We start from the raw sequence: 18,497 nt of genomic DNA, 5'->3' as shown, positions 1-18,497 counted from the left end.
ACGTGGTTCCCTTCGTGAAAGGTCAGCGGGCGGCGCGGGCGGCCTTGCGGCGCTGCTTGAGGGTGGCGCGGACCTCGCGCTCGTCCTCGGCGGACCGGCGGGCGTTCGCGGCCTTGCGCAGGCCGTAGCCGAACGACGCCACCTTGATCAGCGGGTTGGCCGCGGCGGCCGAGACGATCGTGGCCAGGTTGGCGACGCTGGCGGTGACGTTCTGCGCGTGGCTGGTCATGGTGTCGACCTTGGCGAGCTGCACGTTCACCCCGTCGAGCGAGACCTGCACCTGGCCCAGCGCCGTGTTCACGCCCTCGACGGTCTGGTTCACGTTCCCCAGCAGCGGCCCGGTGCGGTCGTTCAGCTCGTTGATCGCCCGGGTCGCGGCATCGACCGTGCGGCCGAGCTTGAGGATCGGCACGGCCAGCACCAGGACGAGCATCAGGAAGGCGCCCGCCGCGATCAGACCAGCGATTTCTCCGGCGTCCATGAAGTGGCTCCTCTACTAACCCGATCTACTGCGGCAGGACAACGTGCAGACCCTACCGTCCGTGACCGGGCGCCGCTTCACGACGTCGTGGGTGTCGGCTGCTCCAGAAGTGGATCATTGGTCAGCTCCGGGTCCGGGGTCTCCCCGATCAGGTCCGGATCCGGTTGTTGCTGCGGTTGCCCGCGCGGGTCGTTGATGGCCGGCTGCACCTTGATGCTGACCGTCGAACCGACACAGTCCGCGGGTGGGCTGGTCGGCACCACGCCGTCCGGGCCGACCGACGGCAACGATGCCGGGTCCTGCGCGGCCAGCGCGTCCACCGCGCACTCCGGCAGGCGCACCCAGAGGTCCAGAGTGAACTCGTCGCGCCGCCAGCAGCTGTATTCGCCGTCGGTGACCGGCTGCTCCGGGCACTGCGCGACCTTCCACGGCTGCCAGCCGGCGGCGGTCAGCGCGGCCGCATAGACCTTGGCGGTCTCGTTGAACGGCCGGTCGGACTGCGCGGTGCGCTCCCGGAACCGGCAGTCGAAGAAGCACCACCGGCTGCCGTTGCTGCGGTCGTCGATGTCGCTCGCCGCCCAGCCCGGCACGTTCAGCGCGTCCAGAGACGAGACCACCGGGTCGCGCATGGCGGCCCGCACGCCGAAGATCGCGGGCAGCAGCACCAGGGCCACCACACTGACCGCCACCAGCGCGATCACGCGGAGACGTCGTTCGGCGCGCAGCTTCGCGCGCAACCCGTCGGCGAGGGCATCCCGCGCCGGTTCGGCCTCTTCCTCCGGTACGCCCACAGCCGGCGGCCGCACGCTCCCGGTGACCCGGCCGCCCGCCTCGCCGTCGGCGCCCGCATTCGGGTTCGGGACCGTGGCCCGGCCCGGCAGCGCCTGGCTCACGTCGCCGGGCACCGCCACACCGGCTCGACCGGCCGGCCGGTCGGCGAGGTCCCCGGAGGAGTGTCCGGGCAGGGCCTGGCTGACATCGCCGGGCACGGCGACGGCGGCGCGGGCGGCGCGCACCGGGCCGGTGTCGTGGCCGGGCAGCGGCTGGCTGATCTCCGCCGGCGTGGCACGACCCGGCTGGACCTCGGCGAACTCGCCGCTGTGCCGACCGGCCCGGCGGGCGCCGGGGCGCGGAGCCTCGTCCGGCGTCATGGCCGGCAGCGGCTGGCTGACCTCGGGCGGCGCGGCCAGGCCGGAGGCGCTCATCTCGCCGGTGCCGAAACGGGCCCGCCCGGACAGCGGCTGACTCACGTCCCCGGGCGGCGACGGCGCGGCCCGGCCGGGCACGGCGGCCCGACCCGGAAGCGGCTGGCTGACCTCAGGCGGCGCGGCACGCCCGTGCAACGGCTGGCTCACGTCCGGCGGCGCGGCACGCCCGTGCAACGGCTGGCTGACCTCGCCGGGTGGCGGCGCGGCGGCCCGGCCGGGCACGGCGGCCCGACCCGGAAGCGGCTGGCTGACCTCAGGCGGCGCGGCACGGCCGTGCAACGGCTGGCTCACGTCCGGCGGCGCGGCACGGCCGTGCAACGGCTGGCTCACGTCCGGCGGCGCGGCACGGCCGTGCAACGGCTGGCTCACGTCCGGCGGCTGCGCCATTCCGGCGCGACCGGGCAGCGGCGGGGCGGCGTCCGGCGGTGCGGGACGGCGATGCAACGGCTGGCTGACGTCGGGCGGCATCGCCCTGCCATGCAGCGGCTGGCTCACCTCGGGTGGCGCCACCCGGCCGTGCAACGGCTGACTGACCTCCCCGCCCGGCTGCGGACGCCCGTGCAACGGCTGACCGATGTCCCCCGTCGGATGCCGGACGTCCCCAGTGGGCTGCGGACGGCCATGCAGCGGCTGGCTCACGTCCCCGGGCTGTGGACGGGCGTGCAGCGGCTGGCTGATGTCGCCGGTGGGCTGGGCGCGGCCGGACGCGGCTCGGCGGCCGGTCCTGGTTTGCTGGTCCGGTTCGCGAGCCGGGCGCGGCACGCGACCGGTGCCGCGCTCCCCGGGACGCTTGATGACCCCGGAAGGGCTGTCCGCCATGGCACCGGCACGACCCGGAAGGGCCGGTGCCCGGGCGCCTTCGCGACCCGGCACCACCGGTGGCACCACGCTGGCGGTGGCGCGGGCGGCCGGCTGGCCGTTCGGGCGTGCGCCGGGCCGGCGGGCGGCGGCCGGACCGGCGGCTGCGGCGCCCGGCGCGGGACGGGCCTGTCCGGTGCCCGCGCGGCCGGTGGGTGCGCCACTGTTCGGGCCTGGGCCACCGCCGTATTGCCCGCCGGGTGGCGGCGCCGAGCGCTGGCCCTGCGGGATCGGACCGGTGCGACGGCCGGGCTCGGGTACGCCGTGCCGCCCGGTGCCCTCTTCCGCGGGCATCGGATAGCCGGGACCGGGCTCGCCTCGTCCGCGGCCACGCTCCCGCGGTCCGGGTTCGCCATGCGATCCGACCTGCGAATATTCGCCGCTGGCATGCCGGCCACCACCATGCTGCGGGCCGGCCGGCGGCGGTCCGCCGTGCTGCGGCCCGGTGGGCGCGAGCCCACCGGAGTGCGACCCGGCGGGCGGAAGCCCACCACGTTGAGACCGGGTGGGCGGCGTTCCGCCGTGCTGCGGCCCGGTCGGTGGAGGCCCGGAGGGCGGCGGTGCGCCGTGCTGCGGACCGGCGGGCGGCGCCACCCGGCCGATCGGGCCGGACGGCTGGTCGTCGTCGGCCGCGTGCCCGCCGCCGAACTGTCCCGGCTGTGCGCGTCCGGCCGGAGGCAGCCCGCTCACCCGGCCGGTGCCACGCGGCGGCGCGCCACGCGGCGGCGGGGCGGACAGGGGTGGCGGGGTGGGCAATGCTGGGGATGGCGGAACGGCCGGAGCATTGCCACTCTGCGGCACGGCCGACACCGGCCGAGCACTCGGCGGCCCACCGAACCCGCGAGCCGGGCTCTGCGGCACGGCCGAAACCGGCCGCACGCTCGGCGGCCCACCGAACCCGCGGGCCGGGCTCTGCGGCGCCGGACCGGGCGGAATCGGGCTGCGCGGCGCCGGACCGGGCTGGGTCAGGCTCTGCCAATCCGAACCGCGACGCTCCGGCCGCTGCTGCGGCCCAGCCGGCGGCGCCGGACTGTGCTGCGCCGGACCGCGCGGTGTCGGATCGTCCTGCGCCGGACCGTATTGCGCCGGACCGTATTGCGCCGGACTGTTCTGCGCAGGACTGTGCTGCGCCGGACCGGGCGGAACCACCGGGGCCGAACTGTGCTGCGCCGGAGTGTGTTGCGCCGGATTGTGTGGCGCCGGGCCGGGTGGAGCCGCCGGGGCCGGGCTGCGTGGCGTGGGACCGGGCTGACCGTGCTGTCCGGCGTCGAGCTGTCGGCGGCCACGACCCGGGCCGGCCTCATCGGGCACCTCGGACGTGTGCCGCCCGGGCCCGCTCTGGGTCTGCCACGAGCCGCTCGAGGTCTGCCACGAGTCGTCGAACCGGGCGCGCGCCGGGCTGACCGGCGCGGACGGCGATGCGCTCACCGGCCGCGACGAGGGCGGCGGAACCATGGTGGGCGGTTCGGCGACGGGCGGCGGCGCGGCCGGCGAGACGGGGGACGCCGCGGGCGACACCGGCGCGAAGCCGGGCGGGCCGGGATCGTCCTCGGGGCCGGGCGCGACCTTGCCGGATCGGCTGGCGCGCCCCTCGCCCGGCCGGCCGGGTCCGATCGCGCCGCGCTCCTGCTTGGCGGTGCGCAGATCGTCGAGCCAGCCGGTCTCCTCCTGCGGCACCTCTTCCGGCGCGACGGGCTCCACCGGCCGGCCCCGCCCGAACCGGCGGCCACGGCGGCCGGTCTGGTCGTTGCGCAGGTCAGCGTCGTCGTCGGGCCGTTCGGCACCGCGCGGGCTCACGGCTGTTCCTTTCCGGCGGCGGTGCCGCTGTCGTCTCGGCCATCGTCGATATCCTCACCAGCCGACGAGCCTACGGTCGAAACGCCATCCGCGCCTTCAGCCGAAAAGCCCACAGAGCCCCCAGCGCGATCCTGCGCCGGGGCCGTCCCGGGCCTGCCGCCGGCCGCCGGCGGACCGCCGGCCGGGCCGGGCAGACCCCGGACGATGCGCCGCAGCCTCGGCAGACGGTCGGCGACGGCACGCTCGGCGCCGTGCTCGGACGGCCGATAGTAATCGGTGCCGACCAGATCATCAGGGACATATTGCTGCTTAACCACACCACGCGGATCATCGTGGGGATATCGGTAGCCCTTGCCGTGACCAAGGCCACGCGACCCGGGGTAATGCGCGTCACGCAAACCCGTCGGAACCGCGCCGCCGTGGCCGGTGCGCACGTCTTCCATGGCCGCGCCGAGCGCCGTGGTGACGCTGTTCGACTTGGGCGCGGTGGCCAGATGCACGACCGCCTGGGCCAGGTTGAGCTGGGCCTCGGGCAGTCCGACGCTCTGCACCGCCTGGGCCGCCGCGGTCGCCACCAGCAGCGCCTGGGGATCGGCCATGCCGACGTCCTCGCTGGCGAAGATCACGATGCGCCGGGCGATGAACCGCGGGTCCTCCCCGGCCACCAGCATCCGGGCCAGCCAGTGCAGCGCCGCGTCCGGGTCGGAGCCGCGCATGCTCTTGATGAACGCGCTGATCACGTCGTAATGCGCGTCGCCGTCGCGGTCGTAGCGGACGGCCGCCACGTCGACCGCCTTCTCCGAGGTCGCCAGGTCGATCTCGGTGACGCCCTGGGCCTCCGCGGACGCGGCCGCGGCCTCCAGGGCGGTCAGCGCCTTGCGGACGTCGCCGCCGGCCAGGCGTACCAGATGCTCCTCGGCCTCGGCGGTGAGCGTGACCGCGCCGCCCAGGCCGCGCTCGTCGGAGACCGCGCGGCGCACCAGCGAGCGGACCGCGTCCTCGTCGAGCGCGTGCAGCGTGAGCAGCACGCAGCGGGACAGCAGTGGGGAGATGACCGAGAAGTAGGGGTTCTCGGTGGTGGCGGCCAGCAGCGTGACCGTGCGGTCCTCGACCGCGGCCAGCAACGAGTCCTGCTGGGTCTTGCTGAAGCGGTGCACCTCGTCGATGAAGAGCACGGTCGGCGGGCCACCGGATCGGCGTTCGCGACGTGCGGTGTCGATGACCGCGCGCACGTCCTTGACGCCCGCGGAGAGCGCGGACATCGCGACGAACTTACGGTCCGTAGCCGAGGCCACCAGATGAGCGATGGTCGTCTTGCCGGTGCCGGGCGGGCCCCAGAGGATCACCGACATCGGGGAGGCGCCGGTCACCAACTGGCGCAGCGGCGCGCCGGGCGCCAGCAGATGCTGCTGCCCGACCAGCTCATCCAGCTTGACCGGGCGCATCCGCACGGGCAGCGGCGCATCCGCCGGCGGAGGCGAGAATCCTGTGGGACCACCGCTCGCCGGGGCTTGTAGCGAGAACAGCCCGTCGGTTTCCATCGGGTACAGACAGTACCGGCCCGCCCTCGGGTGCCCGAAATGTGCACCGAGAGCGGGCCGATGCCCCGTCCGGGTCAGCCGCGGCCGGGGCGACGGCCGTAGAAGCGGCGGCCGCTGCTTCCCGAGCCGGTCCCGCGCGGGCCGCTGCCGATGCCCGCCAGATAGAGCGAGAGCAGCAGGAAGCCCAGCGCCGCGAAGGTGGGGAAGTTGAACAGGTCGGTGTTGCCGACGTCGAGCAGGTCGAGCAGAAGGTAGATGCCGAAAACGACGGCTGCGGCAATGGCAAGCATGATGTCCTCCGGGGGTGAGAGCGCTTCGTGCCTGCTGATACCCCGGTCACGCGGTTTCTGAAACTCCGCTGTGGACCACTATCGGCGTCGATCGCCGGCCGACCAGATAGAGCGGCGCCGCCACCGCGAGCACGACCGCGCCGGTGAGCATCGCCGCGGTGGTGCCGGCGCTCCCGGCGATCACGGTGAGCACCACCAGCCCTAGCGCGTTGCCGGGCTGGGACACCATCGAGTTGAGCGACAGCACGCTGGCCCGCCACGGCCCGTCGACCTGCCGGTGCAGCATCCCGACGTGCACCGGGTTGGCCGCGCCGTGCACCGTGTAACACAGCAGGTAGGCCGCGATGATGCCGATCGGACCGGCCAGCAGAGCCATCCCGACCACCGTGGCGCCCTGGGCGATCCGCAGCGCGAAGCCGGTCCACGGCGCGCCGATGCGCCGGGCCAGCAGCGGGATCAGCGCCGCGCCGGCCGCCGACGCCGCCCAGCCGCCCGCGCCGACCGGGCCCATCAGGGCGGCCGCCCGGTCCGCGTCGCCGAGCACGTCGTCGAGCCGCACCGGCATCAGCGTCTCGAAGGTGGTCATCCCGAAACCCCAGAACAGCTCGACCGAGATCAGCGCGGCGATCACCCGGTTGCGCCGGGCCAGCCGGAGGGCCCCGCCGATCGCGGTGATGATGCCGCGCGCCGGAAGCTCGGCGCGCACCGGCCGGGTCTCGTCCATCAGCAACAGCACCGCGATCAGGCTGGCCACGACCATCAGCAGGGAGAACAGCACCGGCAGCGTGAGCGCCGACAACGGACCCCACGGGCCGAGGGCGACCAGGCCGCCGCCGATCAGCGACCCGCCGCCGACGCTCAGGCCGAGCACCACGCCGCTGCGGGCCAGCCCGGTCTCGATGTCGGCGTCCGGGTCGGCGGCCAGCGCGTGGTCCACGTACCACGCCTCGAGCGGGCCGCTGTCCAGCGCGCGGTGGATGCCCTGCAGCAGATAGACCAGCACGAACACGGCCACCGACGAGGCCACCGCGAGCAGGCCGATCGACGCCAGGTTGATCAGCCCGGCGAGCAGCAGCACCGGGCGGCGGCCGATGGTGTCGGACAGGCCGCCGGTGGGCAGCTCGAGGATCAGCACGGTGATGCCCTGCACCGCGGCGGCCGCGCCGACCTGCGCGATGGTGAGGCCGCGTTCGAGCGGGAGCAGCACCAGCACCGGGATCACCAGGCCGACCGGGAACCAGCGCAGGCCGAGCAGCACGAGGAAGCGGCGGCGTGCCTGTGCGGCGGTCATGACAGCGGGATCGGGTAGACGTACAGCAGCACCTGCCGGGCGGCCGGCGCGGGCTCGCGGCCGACCCAGCGGTCGATCACCGCGTCGAGCTCACCGACCAGTTCGGCGAGCTGACCGGCATCGAGCCGCAGGATGTAGTCGTTGAACTGCGCGGCGGCCCGCCACTCGGCCGGCTCGGTGGCGACGCCGTTGTTCCAGTCCTCGATCCGCTCCGCGACCTGTCGGGCATATGCGCTGGTCAGCCAGTCGGCGGCGGCTTGGGCATCGGGATCGCCGGCGAACGCGTCGCGCTCCCAGCTGGTCACGTCGTGCGCGGCACGCCACCAGCGCTCGCGGCCGCGGCCGGCGCCCTCGTCCTCGGCGACCAACCCGACGTCGGCGAGTTGGCGCAGGTGGTAGCTGGTCGCGCCGGTGTTGGTGGCGAACCGCTCGGCCAGTTTGGTGGCCGTGGCCGGCCCGTTCAGCCGCAGCTCGCCGATCAGCCGCGAACGCAGCGGGTGGGCCAGCGTGCGGATCTGCCGGGAGTCGAGATGCACGTGCTTGAGGTCGTCGCTCACGCCTTCCACAATAGTTGTGCAAAGGAATCATGCAAGTGCGATGTGCGAGGCTGGGCGCCGTGGTGATCGAGGTGCGGCAGGCGTCCGTCCGGGACGCCGAGGAACTGATGGCGCTGCGCGGCGTGATGCTCGGCGCGCTCGACGGTGGGACGCCGGCGGGCGGTGAGTGGGTGTCGGCGGGCGCCCGGATCCTGCGCTCGCGGCTGGGCGACACGATGGCGGCGTTCGTGGTCGACCGCGCCGACCGGCCCGGACTCGCGGCCTGCGCGGTGGGCCAGGTGGATCAGCGGCTTCCGGGACCGCGCGATCCGGCTGGACTCCGGGGGTACGTGTACAACGTCGCGACGCTGCCCGCGTACCGGCGGAAGGGTTTGTCGCGGGCCTGCATGGAAGCCTTGCTGGAGTGGTTCGCCGAGCGTGATGTGCGGGCCGTTGATCTGCGGGCCTCGCCGGACGGCGAGCCGCTCTACCGGTCGCTGGGTTTCGAGCCGACCGCGCACCCGGCGATGCGTCGCTTGACCTGAAGTTCGCTTCAGGTTGCAGGCTGCCCGGATGGGCATTCTGGACGAGGCGCTGGAACGGTTGCGGGACACCGGGCCGGAGCGCGACGGCTGGCTGAGCAACCACGCGCCGATGGCCGCCGAGGCGCTGACCCGGCACGGCCACGAGGCGGACGTGCATCGGTGGATCGACGGCTACCGCGACCGGCTGGAGGACGCGCCACGCGGCATCGCGCGGATCTCGCCGCAGGAGTGGCGGGATCCGCTCGGCGATCCGGTGCGAACCGGCGACTGGATCGGGTTCTTCGACCGCGAGCTGCGCGAGGCGCCCTGGCGTGACGTGCTGGCGGTGTGGTGGCCGCGGCTGCTGCCGGGGATCGCGGCCGGGGCGACGCACGGGGTGATCCGGGTCGGGCACGCGGTGCGGGCGCTGCTTTCCGCTGAGACCGCGCCGCGGGTCGCCGAACTCGGTCAGGGGCTCGCCTATTGGGCCGCCCGCTGGCAGCCGCTCGCGCCGCCGGGGCAGGGTCCCTATCGGACCGGCGATCCGCGGGCCGCGCTGGACGCGGTGCCGCGGGTGCCGGATCAGCGGTTCGGCATCCGGCATCGGCTCGCGCAGCTCACCGAGCTGCCACCCCCGCCGGGCCCGTCACTCGCGCTGGGTGATCTGGTCTCGGCCGCGGTCCGCAGACATCACACCCATGGGTACGGGAACCCGGTCATGCTCGTGCACGCGGCGACCGCGCCGGCCGCCGTGCTGCGGACGCTGCCCGCCCTGCCGTCCACATTGCACGAGGTGAGTGTCACCGCGGCGTGGGCGGCCACCGCGGCGGTGACCGCGGCCTACTCCCCCGCCACGCTCCGGCCCGCGGGGGCGGCCGGCGCGGTCGATGCGGCGGCGACGATGGATCGGGCGGCGCGGTCGGGTGACGCGCACGCGATCAAGTTCGCGGACGCGGCGGTGGAGGCGTTCGAGCGCGATGGCGACCCGGCGCTGCTGGCCGCGGCGGACAACGCGACCAGCATGATCGACTAGCGGCGGTCCCCGGCGGCGCTTACGTTCAATCGAATGACCTCGATGCGCTGGGAGTCCGGATGACAACGAAGTCCACCGCCACCTTGCCGTGCGGCGCGCCCCGCGCCGCTTCGCGCACCCGCCGGGCCCGTGTCGGCGCTGTTCGCGCCGCTGCGGCGCTGGTCGCCGCGCTTCTGGGAGTGACGCTGGCCGCGCCGCCCGCCTCGGCCGCCTCCTCCTCCTTTACGACGGCGTTGGCGCCGGCCCCGGCCGGCTTGCCGACCGCGCCGGCCGATCTTGTTCCTTCCGAGCCCAGCCCCGAGCAGGTGGGAGCGGCGCTTTCCTCGATCGCGCGGAACAGCCATGGGCGGGTGCGGCTCGGCGTGATCGGGCGGACCAACGACGGGCGGCCGGTGCGGCTCGCCTCGGTCGGGCACGGGCCGGTGCGTCTGCTCTATGTGACCCAGCAGCACGGTGACGAGCCGCTCGGCACGCCGGCCGCCATCCGGGCACTGTGGACGCTCGGGGTGCCGCGCACACCGTGGCACAGCTGGCTGCTGAGCCGCGTCACGCTCGACGTGGTGGTGCAGGCCAACCCCGACGGCGCGGTGCTCGACCAGCGCTGGAACAATGATCCGACCGCGAGCGGGCCCTACACGAACCCGGGCGTCGGCTATGACATCAACCGCTTCCACAACCCGCTGACCCCGATCGAGGACAACCCGGTGCCGGAGTCCCGGGCGATCCAGCGGCAGTGGCACGCCACCGAGCCGGACATCGTGGTCGACTACCACATGCAGGGGCGTTATCTGCAGCCCGACGGCCGGGAGACCACCGCGTCGATGCTCTGGCCGACGTCGCCGCTGGCGAGCGCCGAGGCGGTGACCGCGGGACGGCGGCTGGCGGTGCTCAACTACGACGCGATGACACACCTGGCCGGGGCGAACGTCACCCGCTATCCGGGCGAGCTCTACGAGGGCATCGCGCGCAACGCCTATGGGATCCTGGGCAGCGCCTCGCTCCTGGTGGAGCTCTCCAACCTGCCGCCGGAGGACGTCGAGTCGCAGATCCGGACGGCGTTCGTGTCGATGCTCGCCACCGCCCAGGCGGCCGCCGACGGCACCCTCCGGCGGGTCGACCCGGCGCGGGCCGACAGCATTCCGGCGCGGGGGCCGGCCCTGCCCCGGCCGGCCGCCGCCGGGATCGCGTCCTAGCCCCTAGGCAGCCTGCTCGCGCTCCCAGGAAGGCAGGTGGCCGCCGGCATAGCGGCTGCCGAACGAGCCGTGCGGCAGGGCGGCGCGGATCTCGGCCAGGTCCGCGTCGCTCAGCTCGACCTCGGTGGCGGCCGCGTTCTCGGCCAGCCGATCCGGGCTGCGGGTGCCGAAGATCGGGACGACGTCGTCGCCCTGCGCCAGCAGCCAGGCGAGGGCGAGCTGGGTGACGGCGATGCCCTTACGCGCGGCGAGGCCGGCCAACCGGTCCACCGCGGCGGCGTTACGCGGGTAGTTGTCGCCCTGCCAGCGCGGGTCGAAGCGGCGCATGTCGTCCGCCGGATACTGGTCGGCCGGACGCACCGCGCCGGTCAGAAAGCCGCGGCCCAGCGGCGAATACGCGACGAACCCGATGCCCAGCTCGCGGGCGACCGGCAGGACGGCCGCCTCGACCGCCCGCTCGAACACCGAGTACTCGCTCTGCAGCACGGTCACCGGATGCACGGCGTGCGCGCGGCGCAGCACGTCCGGCCCGGCCTCGCTGAGCCCGAAGTGCAGCACCTTGCCCTCGCGGACCAGCTCGGCGACCGTGCCGGCGACGTCCTCGATCGGCACGGCCGGGTCGACGCGGTGCTGGTAGAGCACGTCGATGCGGTCGGTGCCCAGGTGCCGCAGGCTGTTCTCGACCACCTCGCGGATGTGCACGGGCCGGCTGTCCAGGGCTTCGCCGAGGCTCTGGTCGGCGGTCAGGTCGTAGCCGAACTTGGTGGCCAGCAGCACCTCGTCCCGGAACGGCCGCACCGCCGTGCCGAGCAGCCGCTCGTTGGCGCCGGTGCCGAGGCCGTAGAGCTCGGCGGTGTCGAACATGGTGATGCCCAGCTCGTGGGCGCGGCGGATGGTCGCGGCGCTCGCGCTGTCGTCGGTCGGGCCATAGGCCATCGTCATGCCCATCGTGCCCAGGCCGAGCGCCGAGGTCTCGAGCTTCGCGGCGCCCAGGAGACGTGTTCGCATGCTTCCTCTTCCAGTGGTGAGTTGAGTGACTCGCCTCAGAAAGCTAGCCTTCGGCGGGGTGGTGAGTCAAGCGACTCACCTCACATGTGCCAGACTGGTCGGCATGGCGGTGATCGGATATCACGAGCGCCTCCAGCGCGAGAAGCGCGAGGCGATCCTCGGCGCGGCCACAGACCTGTTCCTCGAGATGGGCTACGAGCGCACGTCACTGGCCCGCATAGCGAAGACGGCCGGGGTCTCCACCGCCACGCTGTTCAAGCAGTTCCCGACGAAGGCCGCGCTGTTCGACGCGATGGTCAGCGAATACTGGACTCTCGAGCAGGGCTGGGACCTGTCCCCCGAGCCCGGCGACGTCGAGGCGGGCCTGCTGTCGCTCGGCCACACCTACGTCGGCGTGCTCACCCGCCCGCGCATGGTGGCCCTCTTCCGCATCGTGATCGGCGAGCTGCCGCGCTTCCCGGAGCTCGGCCAGACCCTGTTCCGGCTGGGCAAGCTCCCGTTCTTCGACAGCGTCCGCACCTACCTGGAGGCAGAGCGGGAAGCCGGCACGGTCCGCTTCGCCGACGCGCTGCTCCCGGCCAACCAGTTCCTCGGCATGATCGGGGATTTCGCCTTCTGGCCGCGCATGCTCCTGATCGACTACGCCCCCACCGAGGCCGAAACCGAAAAGGCCATCCGCGAGGCGGTCAACTCGTTCCTGGCCCGCTACGGCGCCTGAAGTCCGACCGGCTCACTCTCGGCGACGGTCGAGGTCGGCCCTTCTGGCTGAGGACCGTCCTGGGACGAGATGGCGGTGGAGACCAGGTTCTTCGAGACCGGCTCGACGGCCGGCTCGTCGACCGTCCGTAGCCGCGGCGGCGCGGCGATCCACGGCTTGAGGTTCTGCAGGACCTGCTCGTAGAACACGTCCACGGCATCCAGGAACGAGTCGATGAACGACCCGCGGCCGGTCCCGCGCTTCGTCCCCGCGGCCGACAGCTGCGCGACCCGGAACGCCTTCAGTTCCTTGGTGGCGTCGCCGACGATCGACATCGGGCCGACCGCACCCGGGATCTTGAGGCCGGCGGTCATGGTCGCGGTGGTGGTCAGCTCGGTGATCAGACTTTGGGCCCGGCCAGCGGGCTCGGCGAACTCCCGGCGGCTGAGCGCGGGCACCACCTCGGTGCCCAGTTGCCGACCGAGCTTCAGGCTGGCGTATCGGACGAGCGCGTCGAACCGGCCGACGACCGCGGCGGCGTTCGCATCGCCGGGACGAAGGGTGCCGGCGCCGATCGATTCGCGCACCGGAACCCACGCCGGACCCATGTCGCCGAACAGCGCGTCGAAGCCCTGTTCCTCGGCCACGTCAAGATATCGCTCGAGCTGTTCGGCATGCAGCTCATTGCTGCCGGTCTTGACCTCGACGAGCGCAGTCCACTGTCGTTGCCCGCGCACGACCCGCACCCGCCCGTCCGGGAAGCACTGCTTGTCTTCCAGCTTGAACGGAACCTCGATGTAGGTCTGGATCTGCCCGGCCGGCGCACCGACGGGTTGCACCAGCGCCCGTCCGAACTCACGGACCGAGCTCATCACGGCGAGCAGGGCAGAGGTAGCGCGGCGCTCCTGCTCATCGGCACCGCTGATGCCCGCTTGGTCGGGGTGGGTCACGACGGCGGTGGTTTCGGCGCTGGTCAGGACTGGCAGTGTTTCGAAGAGGGTGAGTGGGCACGGAGAATGAAGGGTGGGCGCATCGGTTTGGACGCGTCAGCGGCCTGATGGGCACGCCCGGCCTCGGTGGGAACTGCGGTCAGCACCACCCACCCAGGTGCGACATCGAAGTTTTCTCAGTCCGCCAGGCGGAACATCAGCACGGTCTCCCATTTGTGCATGTCCGGTTCCTCGGCGGGGTTGGTCATCATCAGCTCGAGGCGGCTGCCCCACACCTCGCCCTCGGGAGTCTGGGACATGTCCCAGGTCAGGGCCTCGCGCTGGGCCCAGTCGAGGAGCTTGGCGGTGACGCCCATCAGCTCGTCGGGGTGGCCGATGTGGCTGATCGTGGCATAACGACCGGCCGGCAGCGTGTCGATGAAGCTCGGCTCGTCCGCCTCGATCGGCGCGGCGATCGGGATGCCCGCCTCGACCATCAGCTCCGCGGCCATGTCGATCACCCGGTAGCGGAAGAACGGCGGACCGGCGACCGCCACGCCGCGCTCGGCCAGCGCGCCGAACATCTCCGGCAGGTGGTCTGCCAGCCGGGCGAACTCGGTCATCGTGATCGACTCGCGGCGCCCCAGATAGGGCTGCTCGTCGCGGTGCACAATCGTCGGGTTCACCGCGACATTTTCACATATGAATGGGGCGTGGCGGGGTGTGCAGCATGGCGGCCGCGCGCGTGCTGTCGAGGACGACATTCTGCGGGCGCGGGCCGAGGCCGCTCTCCGCGACCGTGCGCACCGGGATCTTCGACGGGTCCAGGCCGTAGCGGGTGGCGATCAGCGTGCCGACCTCGGCGCGGCTCAGCCGTTGCGGGCCGGCCACGTTGATCGGGCCGGACCAGTCCGACGCGGCCAGTTCGAGCACCGCCGCGGCCAGGTCGGTGACCAGGATCGGGCAGCGGAACTCGTCGCTGAACAGGAATCCCTCGCGCGCGCCGGTGGCCAGTTCGAGGCAGAGGCGCACCTGGCTGCTGTGCTCGTCGCCGAGGATCAGTGACGTCCGGACCAGCGCCGCGGCCGGGTCGGCGGTCCGCACCGCGAGTTCGGCGGCGGCCTTCGCGGCGCCGTAGGGATAGATCGGCGTGGGCGGGTCGGCGTCGCCGTAGGGTTCCGGCCGGCCGCGGTGCAACGCGTCGGAGGAGATGTGCACCAGGCGCGTGCCCGCGGCCGCGAGCGCGACGTTGGCCGCGCCCTCGGCGGTCACCGCCCAGCTCTCCGTGCGGTACGCCGAGTTGATCACCACATCCGGCCGGGCCGCCGCCACGAAGGCGCGCGTCGCGGCCGGATCGGTGATGTCCAGGTCCGCCGACGACGTGCCGGTGACCTCGTGCCCGGCGGCAGCGGCCTGCCGGGCGACCTCGCCTCCGAGGTTGCCCGACGCGCCGATGACCAGGATGCGTGTCAGTTGCTCGGCTCCACCGGCGCCGCGACGCCGTCGGTGCCCGGGGTGCCGGCGGCCGGCTTGGGCTTGGCGTCGATGCCGGCCTCGAGCCGCTGCTGCGCGGTGATCGGGGTCGGCGCGGTGGTCAGCGGGTCGTAGCCGCCGCGGGTCTTCGGGAACGCGATGACCTCGCGGATCGAGTCGTTGCCGCTGAGCAGCATGCAGGTGCGGTCCCAGCCGAGCGCGATGCCGGCGTGCGGCGGCGGACCGTATTTGAACGCCTCGAGCAGGAAGCCGAACTTGTCCTGCGCCTCCTCCGGCGTGATGCCGAGCAGGTCGAACACTCGGCTCTGCACGTCACCGCGGTGGATACGGACGCTGCCGCCGCCGATCTCGTTGCCGTTGACCACGATGTCGTATGCATAGGCCAGCGCCCGGTCCGGCGCCTCCTCGAAGCGGTCCATCCACTCGGCGTTCGGCGACGTGAACGGGTGGTGCACCGCGGTCCAGCCGCCGTCTTCGGTCTTCTCGAACATCGGCGCGTCCACCACCCAGCAGAACGCCCAGGTGGACTCGTCGATCAGCCCCGAGCGCCTGGCGATCTCGATGCGCGCGGCGCCGAGGAGCTCCTGGGCCTCGCGGCGTTCCGTGGCGGCGGCGAAGAAAATCGCGTCACCGGGCTTGGCGCCGACCGCGTCGGCCAGTCCACCGAGGTGTTCCGCGCTCAGGTTCTTGGCGACCGGGCCGCGGGGTTCCCCGGTCGACTCGTCGAGCACCACGTAGGCCAGGCCGCGGGCGCCACGCGCCTTGGCCCAGTCCTGCCAGCCGTCCAGCTCCTTGCGCGTCTGGGAGGCGCCGCCGGGCATCACCACGGCACCGACATAGCCGCCGGCGTCGATGGCGCCCTTGAAGACCCGGAATTCCGTCCCGGACAGATAGGAGGTCAGCTCGGTGAGCTCCACGCCGTATCGAAGGTCGGGCTTGTCCGATCCGTACCGGTCCATCGCGTCGGTCCAGGTGATCCGCGGGATCGGCGTCTGCACGGTGTAACCCGCCAGCTCGCCCCACAGCTTGACGACGATCTCCTCGCCGAGCTCGATGATGTCGTCCTGCGTGACGAACGACATCTCGATGTCCAGCTGGGTGAACTCGGGCTGCCGGTCGGCCCGGAAGTCCTCGTCGCGGTAGCAGCGGGCGATCTGGTAATAACGCTCCATGCCGGCCACCATCAGCAGCTGCTTGAACAGCTGCGGGGACTGCGGCAGCGCATACCAAGTGCCCGGCTGCAGGCGCACCGGCACCAGGAAGTCGCGGGCGCCCTCCGGCGTGGACCGGGTCAGCGTCGGCGTCTCGATCTCGTTGAAGTCGCGGGCGTGCAGCACCTCGCGGGCGATCTGGTTGGCCCGCGAGCGCAGCTTGAGCGCGTTCGCCGGGCCGCTGCGCCGCAGGTCGAGGTAGCGGTATCTGAGCCGCAGGTCGTCCGAGGCGGTGACCGCGTCGTCGATCGGCAGCGGCAGCGGCGCGGCCTCGGAGAGCACGGTCAGCTCGGCCGCCGTCACCTCGATCGCGCCGGTCGGCAGCTCCGGGTTCTCGTTGCCGGCCGGGCGCGCGGTGACCTCGCCGGTGACCAGCACACAGAACTCGTTGCGCAGCGCGTGCGCATCTTCCTCGCGCAACACCACCTGCACCACGCCCGAGGCGTCGCGCAGGTCCACGAAGATGACCCCACCGTGGTCGCGCCGGCGGGCCACCCAGCCGGCCAGCGTCACCGTCGTGCCGGCGTCACCGGCACGCAGAATGCCGGCGTCATGGGTACGGATCACGGGAACGTCTCCTCATCAGGTGTCACGGGGCGCACCCGACATTCTGTCAGGGCACCGTCCACGAGGTCGCACGGAGGCCCGCCGTCCCCGTCCGCGTCCGGCGGCGATCAGCCCCTCGGATGACCGATCGAGATCTTCAGGTCGCACCTTGGTGGGTGGTTGCGCGCCGCAGCTCCCGCCGACACCGGGCGGGCACACCAAGGCCGCTGCGCGTCCAGAACGGCGAGCCCACCCTGCCAGGTCCGTGCCCACTCACCCTCCGACAAACCACCCATCAACCAGAACCGGCACCACAGCCGACCCGGTCTCCGAGGCGACCGCCACGTCGCCACCAAACCCCATACCGATCAACTCCCGCCCGGAAACACAGTCCCGCAGCGCGGCCACAAGATCGCCGGCCACGGCCAGGTAGGCCGCAACAGCCACCCCGACCTCGGGCGACGTCCAACCCACACCCTCACCGCCAGCCGATCCACCGCGGCCATCGAGCGCATGGAGCGTGTCGCCCTCCGCAGCACAAGAGACGCAGCCGTCCGCACCGCAAGCGCCAGCGGCACGAGCGGCATCGCCGTGGGCAGCGTGAACTCCATCGCCGCCGGCTACGTGAACGCCATCGCCGCGAGCAACGCCATCGCCATCGCCATCGCCATCGCCATCGCCGCCAGCAGCGTGAACACCGTCGCCGCCAGTAGCGCCACCGCCACGGGCAGCGTCAACGCCACCGCCGCGAGTGCCGCCACCGCCACGGGCAGCGTCACGGGCAGCGTGAACGCCATCGCAACGGGCAGCGTCAACGGCGTCGCCACTGGCTGGGTGAACGGCGTCGCCGTGGGGTGCTCGAGTGATGTGGCCGTCTGCTGCGTGGGCGGCGCAGCCGTCGGTGGCTCGAGCGGCGAGGGCGTGCAGGAAGGCGCCTGCGCCCCAGAGGTCCTCGGCCGCTGGGCGCAGCGAGCCGTCGGGCCAGCGTTCGCCCGCCGCGATCACCGCGACCGAACCGCTGGCGTGTCGGTGCACCCAGGCCGCGGCGGCGGCCGCGTTGCGGAGGCAGACGCCGATCACGGTGGCTCCCGAGCCCGCCACCGTCGCGGCGATGGTCGCGCCGTTCGGCGACGGCAGGATCAGGCGCCGCACACCGGTCGCGTTCAGCACCGTCGCCGGGGACAGGCTGACCTGGCCCGGACCCGCCTGCGAACGGCCGACCGCCAGGGTCGCGTCGTGCTCGCGGGCGACCCGGGCGGCGGATTCGTCCCGCCACCGATAGGGCATGACCGCGATCCCACGCTCGGCGGCCACGGTCAGCGTCGTCGTGGAGGAGAGCACGTCCACGATCACCACGAAGTCGGCGCCCGCGGCTTGCGCGCCGGCCGGACCCCAGTCGAAGTGGACCCGATCAATCACCAGTGCGGGACCGGGGTGTCCCTGGGCAGCGCGTTCAGGATCTGCACCAGGCGCTTCTCCTCCCAGGCGAAGTGCGACTCCAACAGCGCGGCCAGGCCGTCCAGCTCGGCGCGGGCGCCGTCGGCGTCCAGGTCGGCGGCGAGCTCACCGGCCCGGCCGAGCATGCCGGCGATCATCTGATGATCGCGTTTCAGGCCGTCCAGCAGATCTTGGAGCTCGGGATGGCGGCCGGCCAGCAGCGGGAAGACGGTGTTGTCCTCTTGGGTGTGGTGGCGGGTCACGGCCGCGCAGAAGGCCAGGCAGTGGGTGGCCAGGTCGGCGGGCATCCGGCCGCCGTCGCGGAGATCGTCGAGCGCGTCCAGCAGGTGCGCGTGGGTTTCGATGAGCTGGTGGCCGAGGGCGGTGAGTCGTGCGTGGTCGTCGGTCATTTGCCACGACTCC

The 18,497-nt window shown here is 73.0% G+C and carries 17 protein-coding genes; 4 read left to right on the top strand and 13 right to left on the bottom strand.

All coding sequences use genetic code 11. The features are described from left to right. Positions 1 to 22: 22 nt before the first annotated feature. The 6 genes from ACZ6TI_RS38210 to ACZ6TI_RS38185 form a co-directional block, all read right to left on the bottom strand. The gene (locus ACZ6TI_RS38210; RefSeq protein ID WP_465350131.1) at positions 23 to 481 is read right to left on the bottom strand and encodes a DUF948 domain-containing protein; all 459 of its coding nucleotides are present in this window, start codon (positions 479 to 481) and stop codon (positions 23 to 25) included. A 77-nt stretch (positions 482 to 558) separates the two neighbouring features. Then, the gene (locus tag ACZ6TI_RS38205) at positions 559 to 4,344 is read right to left on the bottom strand and encodes a hypothetical protein (protein ID WP_465350130.1); all 3,786 of its coding nucleotides are present in this window, start codon (positions 4,342 to 4,344) and stop codon (positions 559 to 561) included. Then, a complete protein-coding gene (locus ACZ6TI_RS38200; RefSeq protein WP_465350129.1) occupies positions 4,341 to 5,885 on the bottom strand; it encodes a replication-associated recombination protein A in 1,545 nt (514 codons plus the stop codon). Before ACZ6TI_RS38200 ends, ACZ6TI_RS38205 begins: the two co-directional genes overlap by 4 nt. 74 nt (positions 5,886 to 5,959) lie before the next feature. Continuing rightward, positions 5,960 to 6,175 carry a hypothetical protein gene (locus tag ACZ6TI_RS38195; RefSeq protein WP_465350128.1) on the bottom strand — a complete coding sequence of 72 codons (216 nt, stop codon included), beginning with the start codon at positions 6,173 to 6,175 and terminating at the stop codon, positions 5,960 to 5,962. A gap of 46 nt (positions 6,176 to 6,221) precedes the next feature. After that, a complete protein-coding gene (locus tag ACZ6TI_RS38190; RefSeq protein WP_465350127.1) occupies positions 6,222 to 7,466 on the bottom strand; it encodes an MFS transporter in 1,245 nt (414 codons plus the stop codon). Then, positions 7,463 to 8,023, bottom strand: coding sequence for a helix-turn-helix domain-containing protein (locus ACZ6TI_RS38185; protein WP_465350126.1), 561 nt, complete (start codon positions 8,021 to 8,023; stop codon positions 7,463 to 7,465). The genes ACZ6TI_RS38190 and ACZ6TI_RS38185 overlap by 4 nt, the downstream gene beginning before the upstream one ends. 35 nt (positions 8,024 to 8,058) lie before the next feature. Here ACZ6TI_RS38185 and ACZ6TI_RS38180 point away from each other — a divergent pair, with 35 nt between their 5' ends. From ACZ6TI_RS38180 to ACZ6TI_RS38170, 3 genes are read left to right on the top strand one after another with little or no spacing between them, the layout of a single operon-like run. Next, positions 8,059 to 8,547: a GNAT family N-acetyltransferase gene (locus ACZ6TI_RS38180; protein ID WP_465350125.1), complete on the top strand. Its 489-nt coding sequence runs from the start codon at positions 8,059 to 8,061 to the stop codon at positions 8,545 to 8,547. Between the two features lie 28 nt (positions 8,548 to 8,575). Next, complete coding sequence (locus ACZ6TI_RS38175) at positions 8,576 to 9,559, top strand: questin oxidase family protein (RefSeq protein WP_465350124.1); 984 nt, start codon at positions 8,576 to 8,578, stop codon at positions 9,557 to 9,559. Between the two features lie 59 nt (positions 9,560 to 9,618). After that, a complete protein-coding gene (locus ACZ6TI_RS38170; protein ID WP_465350123.1) occupies positions 9,619 to 10,752 on the top strand; it encodes a M14 family zinc carboxypeptidase in 1,134 nt (377 codons plus the stop codon). A gap of 3 nt (positions 10,753 to 10,755) precedes the next feature. Here the strand turns inward: ACZ6TI_RS38170 and ACZ6TI_RS38165 are convergent, their stop codons facing one another. Further along, positions 10,756 to 11,760: an aldo/keto reductase gene (locus ACZ6TI_RS38165; RefSeq protein WP_465350122.1), complete on the bottom strand. Its 1,005-nt coding sequence runs from the start codon at positions 11,758 to 11,760 to the stop codon at positions 10,756 to 10,758. A gap of 103 nt (positions 11,761 to 11,863) precedes the next feature. Between ACZ6TI_RS38165 and ACZ6TI_RS38160 the strand changes: the two genes are divergently transcribed. Beyond that, on the top strand, positions 11,864 to 12,478 hold the full coding sequence (locus ACZ6TI_RS38160) for a TetR/AcrR family transcriptional regulator (protein WP_465350121.1): 615 nt from the start codon (positions 11,864 to 11,866) through the stop codon (positions 12,476 to 12,478). Here ACZ6TI_RS38160 and ACZ6TI_RS38155 read toward each other — a convergent pair. The 6 genes from ACZ6TI_RS38155 to ACZ6TI_RS38130 all read right to left on the bottom strand — a co-directional run bounded on the left by ACZ6TI_RS38155 (position 12,466) and on the right by ACZ6TI_RS38130 (position 18,484). Next, entirely contained in the window at positions 12,466 to 13,329 is an 864-nt protein-coding gene (locus tag ACZ6TI_RS38155) for a hypothetical protein (RefSeq protein WP_465350120.1), read from the bottom strand. The genes ACZ6TI_RS38160 and ACZ6TI_RS38155 overlap by 13 nt on opposite strands. A 254-nt stretch (positions 13,330 to 13,583) precedes the next feature. Then, the gene (locus tag ACZ6TI_RS38150; protein ID WP_465350119.1) at positions 13,584 to 14,072 is read right to left on the bottom strand and encodes a GyrI-like domain-containing protein; all 489 of its coding nucleotides are present in this window, start codon (positions 14,070 to 14,072) and stop codon (positions 13,584 to 13,586) included. 10 nt (positions 14,073 to 14,082) lie between these two features. Then, positions 14,083 to 14,841: a sugar nucleotide-binding protein gene (locus tag ACZ6TI_RS38145; protein WP_465350271.1), complete on the bottom strand. Its 759-nt coding sequence runs from the start codon at positions 14,839 to 14,841 to the stop codon at positions 14,083 to 14,085. 14 nt (positions 14,842 to 14,855) lie between these two features. After that, positions 14,856 to 16,658 (bottom strand): aspartate--tRNA ligase, encoded by a 1,803-nt coding sequence (aspS, locus tag ACZ6TI_RS38140; RefSeq protein WP_465350118.1) that lies wholly within the window; start codon positions 16,656 to 16,658, stop codon positions 14,856 to 14,858. Between the two features lie 252 nt (positions 16,659 to 16,910). Beyond that, the gene (locus tag ACZ6TI_RS38135) at positions 16,911 to 18,056 is read right to left on the bottom strand and encodes a 2-phosphosulfolactate phosphatase (RefSeq protein WP_465350117.1); all 1,146 of its coding nucleotides are present in this window, start codon (positions 18,054 to 18,056) and stop codon (positions 16,911 to 16,913) included. Then, positions 18,053 to 18,484: a hemerythrin domain-containing protein gene (locus tag ACZ6TI_RS38130; protein WP_465350116.1), complete on the bottom strand. Its 432-nt coding sequence runs from the start codon at positions 18,482 to 18,484 to the stop codon at positions 18,053 to 18,055. The genes ACZ6TI_RS38135 and ACZ6TI_RS38130 overlap by 4 nt, the downstream gene beginning before the upstream one ends. Between the last annotated feature and the right edge of the window lie 13 nt (positions 18,485 to 18,497).

This window comes from Actinoplanes sp. NPDC051388, from assembly GCF_055586225.1.
This window is presented reverse-complemented; position numbering and strand designations above follow the sequence as displayed.